Annotated in this window: 7 protein-coding genes; 5 read left to right on the top strand and 2 right to left on the bottom strand. The window is 63.9% G+C overall.

What is annotated here, in order from left to right:
• Positions 1–154: 154 nt before the first annotated feature.
• Both F0Q45_RS23400 and F0Q45_RS23395 read right to left on the bottom strand, forming a co-directional pair.
• Positions 155–1,330 carry a PPE family protein gene (locus F0Q45_RS23400; protein WP_149656173.1) on the bottom strand — a complete coding sequence of 392 codons (1,176 nt, stop codon included), beginning with the start codon at positions 1,328–1,330 and terminating at the stop codon, positions 155–157.
• A 103-nt stretch (positions 1,331–1,433) separates the two neighbouring features.
• Complete coding sequence (locus tag F0Q45_RS23395) at positions 1,434–2,282, bottom strand: PPE family protein, SVP subgroup (RefSeq protein WP_149656172.1); 849 nt, start codon at positions 2,280–2,282, stop codon at positions 1,434–1,436.
• A 628-nt stretch (positions 2,283–2,910) separates the two neighbouring features.
• Between F0Q45_RS23395 and F0Q45_RS23390 the strand changes: the two genes are divergently transcribed.
• The 5 genes from F0Q45_RS23390 to F0Q45_RS23375 form a co-directional block, all read left to right on the top strand.
• On the top strand, positions 2,911–3,819 hold the full coding sequence (locus F0Q45_RS23390; protein WP_149656171.1) for a HipA domain-containing protein: 909 nt from the start codon (positions 2,911–2,913) through the stop codon (positions 3,817–3,819).
• Positions 3,806–4,570, top strand: a complete 765-nt coding sequence (locus F0Q45_RS23385; RefSeq protein WP_149656170.1) for a hypothetical protein — start codon at positions 3,806–3,808, stop codon at positions 4,568–4,570. The genes F0Q45_RS23390 and F0Q45_RS23385 overlap by 14 nt, the downstream gene beginning before the upstream one ends.
• 282 nt (positions 4,571–4,852) lie before the next feature.
• Positions 4,853–5,041, top strand: a complete 189-nt coding sequence (locus F0Q45_RS28750; protein ID WP_223163940.1) for a hypothetical protein — start codon at positions 4,853–4,855, stop codon at positions 5,039–5,041.
• A gap of 87 nt (positions 5,042–5,128) precedes the next feature.
• Positions 5,129–5,395 carry a Fic family protein gene (locus F0Q45_RS28745; protein ID WP_262491138.1) on the top strand — a complete coding sequence of 89 codons (267 nt, stop codon included), beginning with the start codon at positions 5,129–5,131 and terminating at the stop codon, positions 5,393–5,395.
• Between the two features lie 81 nt (positions 5,396–5,476).
• Positions 5,477–6,478: tyrosine-type recombinase/integrase (locus F0Q45_RS23375; protein ID WP_149656169.1), on the top strand; the 1,002-nt coding region annotated here is incomplete at its 3' end.

The following is a 6,478-nucleotide window of genomic DNA, read 5'->3' as shown; positions in this document are numbered from 1 at the left end:
GCTGTCTCCTTGTCTCGAAGTCTGCAGTTGTAGAAGGGATAGCACTTGCATTAGTGCGGCGGTAGCCGCATAACGGATCAGATTACGGCCTGTTGGTTAATTGCTGGACCTAAACGAGTGAAATGTCCTCCCTTTTCGCGGGTTCTTGTCAGCGTCACACGACGACCTGTTTGGGCATGACGGTCGGCTTGAACCCGTAGCGCGGTCCGGCGTAGGAGCCGGCGCCCTTGGCGGCCGTTGCCATGCCGGGCATCCCGGCCATTCCGGAGACCGGCGCCCCTTCTTCGGGGACGGTCCAGCCGCTGCCGGATAGCAGGCTGGCGCTGGAAACCGTCGCGGGGGCGGCGCTAGACCAGCTCGCCGGTACGGCCAGGCTGCCGACCAGAGACGCCTCACCCATACCGGCCGCTACCCCAGCGCCGGCGGCGGGTGCCACCGATTCCGCAAGCCCAACTCCTAGGGCCCCGGCTGCGCCGCCGGCTGCGCCTTCCACAGCTTCGACGGCTGCTTCCGTGGGGGCCAGCGCGTTCGAGAGGAATATTGCGTTAGGAACCGTCGCCATGACATACCACGCCGCTGTGTTGACTACGCCGTTGATGGCATTTGATACGGCCGGGATGGCGAAGAAGGCGTCGATGTCCGCGATAACTCCGCTCAGTCCGGTCGCGTCCATAACCGATGTGACTGGGGAGGCCAGCCCCGAAATCGCGTTGGGCAACAGGGTTATCAGGTCAGCGACCGACTGCGCGGCCGGGGACGCCGCAGCCGCGCCGACTGCGGCGGCCTGGGCAGCGACCCCCGCAGGGTTGGTGGCCTGCGCTGGCGGGCTGATCGGAGTCAACACCCCGGCAGCTCCCGATGCCGCCGCATAGCCATACATCGCCAAGGCATCCTGAGCCCACATTTCCATGTATTGGAGCTCGGTGGCCATGATGGCCGGGGTATTGATACCCAGGAAGTTGGTCGCGACCAGTGCGGCCAGCAGAGCCCTGTTGGCCGCGATCACCGGCGGGGGAACCGTCGCGGCAAACGCCGCCTCATATGCGGCCGCGGATGCCATGGCCTGCATGCCGGCCTGCTCGGCCGCCGCGGCGGTGTAGGTCAACCAGGCAATATAGGGCTGGGCCGCCGCAGCAGCCGAAAGTGAGGCCGGACCAAGCCACAGCTCACTCGTTAGCTGCGTAACGACCGACTCGAAAGAGGCCGCGGTGGTGGACAACTCAACGGCCATACCGTTCCAGGCCGACCCAGCGGCCAGCAGCGGTCCCGCGCCTGCTCCGGTGTACATCAGCCCGGAATTGACTTCAGGAGGAAAAGCTGCGAAATCCATGTTGTTCCTATTCTCTTGGCTTGCTTGCGCTTATCGGCTTATGTGCGGCTTATGTGCGGCTTGGGTGCGGCTTATGTGCGGCTTGGGTGAACGCCGGGCCCGCCTAGACGCTCATCGGTTTTGGCATGACGATGGGTTTGACGCCGTAGCGCGGCGCACCGAAACCGGCGCTATTGCGAGCGGCCGATGCCAACCCCGGCACGCCGGGATAGAGGACACCGGGAGCGGCTTGTGGCGCGGCGGCGGTCCAGCCCGCGCCCTGCAGCGCGGTCGTGTTTGACACCAGCGTGGCTTGACCGGCCCAGCTGGGCGGCACCGACAACAGGCCGACTGCAGAAGCTTCGCCCAAACCAGCCGCAATCGGAGCCCCGCCGAGCCCGCCCAGCGCCGCCTCCGCCACACCGAGTTCGCCCAAGGCGGCTTCACCGCCGAGGAAGGAGTCGGCCGCAGCGGCCTCTTCGGCCGGGAGAAGACCACCGCCGGTCAAACCGAGCAGGTTGGACGTGGCCGAGGCCCAGTTCCCGACTCCAATGTTCGCGATGTTGGCCATGCCGCCAGAGAACTCGGCGGGGATAACGCTGTTGACCGCCTGCTGGATGCTCGAGAAGTCACCGGTGACTCCGGAGACGGCGCCGGAGATGGCGTCGAACGGTGAAGCGGCCGCCGCCGAGTTGAGGGATTCGGTTGCGCCGTAGGTACCGGCGCTGATGCCCAGGGTGCTCACGAACTGGTCATGGATGGCGGCTGCGTCGGCGCTGAACTGTTGGTAGAGGGCGCCGTACGCGGTGAACAGCGTGGCCTGTAGCGCCGACACCATGTCAGCGGCTGCGGGAGCGATAGCAGTGGTTGGCGCGGCGGCGGCCGCGTTCTGCGCGGTCAATGAGGTGCTGAGCGCGCCTAGCTGCGTGGCCGCAGCTGTCAACTCTTCGGGCACTATCTGCAGAAATGACATTTGTTGCTCCTTGTGTGAACCATGGCGACCTCTTGGCTCCCGGGTCGACCCTGTGTGTTTGCGTAACGACCCCTGTGTGTTGGCGTAACGCTAACCAGCCACGGCTCCACATTCGGCGTCGAAAGGCGTAGGGTGACGGACGTTTACGGCCTCTTAACGCCGACGCGGGCAGTTTTAACAAGCTCCTTGCGGGCGATACGGCCGTGTCATATGACTCCGACGATCGGCACAATAGTCAGGCACGCGGCGCGCGATCCTACTCAAACCCGCGCCGTTGCGCACGTCGGTGTTTTCTCGGGTTCGTGCCGGGGAGGGGGGTCCCGGACCCGGCGTCCGCACGCTAGATTCGCAGCCGGGCCCCCATAGCCCAATTGGGGCAGAGGCAGCGGACTTAAAATCCGATTTTCTCGGCGTTTGTGGCGTTTGCCACGAGTGATACGTACCAAAGAAAACAGCTTTACCTGCGAATATGCGATTGGCTGCCTTGGTTGCGGTTGAGGAAGAGCGAATCCACTGCGGTATTTACTGCGGTATTGACAGGGTGGCGCACGTCCAACACTGTCAGCACCCAGATGGGGCGTGCTGATCAATACGCCGTCTGCGCGGATGGCCCCGGCACAATGAGTTCGTGCTCGATTCCTGGCCGGTCGTTTGCGTTGACGATTGGTCTGTCGCCGGCCTGGAGACCCAAGGTCAGCACCCGCACGATTGGCTCAAGCATTCTTCGCAGAAACGCACGTGGCTGTTCAAGCCGGCCCGACCGCAGCGTGATCGATCGTTCGGCGAAGACGTGGTGGAGAAGCTGGCCAGCGAGTTGGCCCGGCTCGTCGGGATACCTGCGGCACCGGTCGAGCTGGCCCTCCGTGACGGCGTGCGTGGTGCATTGGTTGAGGACGTGCGATTGCCGAACTGGGAACTGCAGGCCGGGCAAGCATTGATGCCCGAGGTTGTGCTCAACTACGACCCGGACGATCCCGGGCAACGAGGGCACAACGTCGAGACGATCCAGCAGGCGCTTGCGCGGTTCGCAACACCTCCCGACTCAGCGCTCCCGTCCACGTTCCGCGCGTTCGATGCTTTCGCCGGCTACCTCGTGTTCGACGCTTTGATCGCCCACAGTGACCGTCACGATCGCAACTGGGCCGTACTCGTTCCGCCGCCGGAGACAGATGAGGCTGAGGCGCTGTGCCCATCGTTCGACCACGCGGCCAGCCTGGGATTCACGCTGACCGACGAGACCCGCGCTCAGCACTTGCACGACGGGACCGTTCCGCGTTGGGCGAGCCGCGGAAAGGCGTACAGGTTCGAGCATCGTCCGGGTACCCGCTGGCAAACCCTGGTCGAGTTGGCTCACGCCGCAGCCACGCTCTGCCAGTCGACGACACGAGAGCACTGGCGCGAGCGCATCATGGCGGTGGACAAGGATTCGGTGGCGAGCGTGATCGCCGCCGCACCCGACATGTCTGAGATCGCGAGCCGCTTCACCGTCGAGCTGATCATGGTCAACCGAGGGAGATTGCTTGATGTCCTGCGCTGAGTTGCTCTCACCGCCGACGAGCCGTGCTGTGCGACGCTTCGCGGTTGCCTGGCGCAATCGGCAGCGTCGTGTCATCACACGGGTAGGGGTGCTGGACTATCGGGCGGCCGGCTACCGATTCCAGTACCTGGAAGGAGTAGGCGGGTCTGTTGCGGGATTCCACCCCTTCATCGGGTTCCCGGACCTCAACCGTGTCTATGAATCGGACCGGCTGTGGCCGTTCTTCGACCTACGCGTGATGGACCGCAAACGACCCGACTATCCCCAATACGTGCGCTGGCTCGGGCTCACAGTCCAGGCATCCCGGCTCGACATACTCAGCCGCAGCGGCGGCGAGCGAAAGGGCGACAGCGTGTTCCTCGCCGAGTCACCCGCCGTCGCCGACAGCGGTGAAACTGAGGCGATCTTCCTCGTTCGCGGGGTTAGTTATGCAGTACGCCAGCACGGCACGGAAGCTGTGGCGGAATCGCTGCAGGCCGGCGACCACCTCAATCTCACGGACGACTCCACGAACGTGGCGAACCCGCGAGCTCTGCTCCTCGCAGCGACTGACGGTGCTCCGGTGGGTTGGGTACCGGACCTCCTTGTCGATTACGCCCACCAGGTCCGATCCGGCGGTGGGTTCGCGGAGTTGTTGCAGAACAACGGCCCCGCGGCGCCCTGGCACGCGCGTCTCTTGGTCCGGCTATCGGGTCGTGTCGCTCCGGGGACGGCATTGTTCACCGGCGGCGTGTGGCCGGCGCTCGACTGAGCACACCCCTTTACACTGAGCAAAGTGCACTCTGATGCGGCCGGTGAAACAAACGGCTTCGGGACCAGCGTTGGAGATGACCTGCGGGTCTGTGCTCTAGTCGAATGGCCCCGGCCTCGCAACTTGCTTGAGGCCGGGGTCTCACGAGTTGAAGAACCGATTGGGCAGCTCGCTTCTACTCGATACACCTGCCTTCCTGCGGCGAGCCGGCTTCGGAGTGTTCGTGACCCGGCGATTCCGGCGTGGTGGCCTATTGATTGGAGTCAGGCCGTTGTCGAGGTGTTGGACAAGCCGATCACGCGCGCTGATGTTTATGACCTCGAACAGGGCCTTCAGGACCAGGTTTTCGATCTATTGATGCCGTCGGCTCTTGACGGCTCGTTGTCGCTTGACGAGCTTCTCAGTGACCATTTCGTCCGCGATCTCCACGCGCGCATGTTTGGTCCGGTATGGGACTGGGCCGGGCGGTAGCGACGACATGAACTCAACATCGGTGTCGCACCGGAGCAGGTCGCCGTCGAGGTACGCAACGCGCTCGACACCATTGCGTACCGATGGGTGCACACCGGTGACTGGACCGGTCGGCAACTGGGTATTGCTGTTCATGCAGAGCTTGTGCGAATCCATCCGTTCACCGATGGAAATGGGCGCACCACAAGGTTTCTCGCTGATTTGGTGTACGCGACGGTTCAGAATCCCACCGAGCTACAGTATGACTGGGAACTCGATAAACCGCGCTACGTCGAACTGCTTCGCGGCTACGACAGAGACCGCGACATTGCGGCGCTCGCCGCCCTCATCGGTGTCCGGCCCATCGAGACATAGCCAGGCTGTCTTGTTGATGCCGGCGACCAGACAAGCCAAAGCGGATGCAGTACAACGGATCGCTGCGGTACCCTCGGTGAGATGGCAACCAGGCATCAACGGGCGGGGATTGACGACCGCTGGCATAAGCGGGTCAAAGGGCCGGACGGGAAGATGCGAACCGAGCGGTCTGCCGTCTACGGCAGGGTTTCGCGCTGGCGCGTCAGGTGGGTTGACGGCAGCGGAGTGGAGCACAGCAAGAGCTTCCAGCGCAAACCCGACGCGCAGAGCTACCTCAACGGACTGACTGCCGATGTGCAGCGCGGCGAATATGTCGATCCACGCAGGAGCGCCGAGACGTTCGGATCGGTGGCCGAACAGTGGTTCGCTACCAAGCAGCACCGCAAGCCCAAGACCGTCGCGGGCTATCGCTCGCTACTGGACACCGTGGTCCTTCCCAAGTGGGCGGACGTGCCACTGAAGCGTATTGATTATGCGTCGTATTCGACCTGGCTCGGGGGATTGTCGGTGGACGGCTCCCAGCGAGGCACGGGCCTGTCGGCAAGTCGCATCACTCAGGCGCACCAGCTGGTCGGAGCTCTCCTCAAGTACGCGCAACGGACCGGCAGAGTTGCCAAGAACGTCGCTCTTGAAATCAAGCGGGACCAGGATCTGCCCGAACAGGCCGAGCGCGAGCATCGCTACCTGACCCATGCCGAACTGGTGATGCTCGCCAGGGCCACGGGTCGGTTTGAAACGCTGACATTGGTGCTCGGCTACTGTGGTTTGCGGTTCGGTGAGGCCGTCGCACTGAGGCGCAAGGACGTGGGGGATCGAGTGCTGACTGTCAGATCGTCCGCCACAGCGGTGACCGGTAAGGGCATCGTTGAGTCGACCACCAAGACAAAACGGGATCGTCACGTGCCGGTGCCTGAGCCTGTTTGGCAGAGGCTCCACGCCGAGTTGCCCACCAACCCGAACGCGCTGGTGTTCCCCGGCCGTAAAGGCGGATTCTTGCCCCTCGGTGAATACCGCTGGGCATTCGACAACGCCTGCGCCGAGGTCGGGATCGAAGGGCTGGTACCGCACGGCCTGAGGCACACC

It is taken from the genome of Mycobacterium simiae (assembly GCF_008370645.1).
Lineage (GTDB): Bacteria > Actinomycetota > Actinomycetes > Mycobacteriales > Mycobacteriaceae > Mycobacterium > Mycobacterium simiae_A.
The sequence above is the reverse complement of the archived record's forward strand: the minus strand, read 5'-3'. Positions and strand labels throughout refer to the sequence as shown.

What these genes read in the sequence shown, in the direction of transcription:
- F0Q45_RS23400 (WP_149656173.1), bottom strand. Translation starts at nt 1,330, where the DNA reads ATGGATTTCGCAGCTTTTCCTCCTGAAGTCAATTCCGGGCTGATGTAC.
- F0Q45_RS23395 (WP_149656172.1), bottom strand. Translation starts at nt 2,282, where the DNA reads ATGTCATTTCTGCAGATAGTGCCCGAAGAGTTGACAGCTGCGGCCACG.
- F0Q45_RS23385 (WP_149656170.1), top strand. Translation starts at nt 3,806, where the DNA reads ATGTCCTGCGCTGAGTTGCTCTCACCGCCGACGAGCCGTGCTGTGCGA.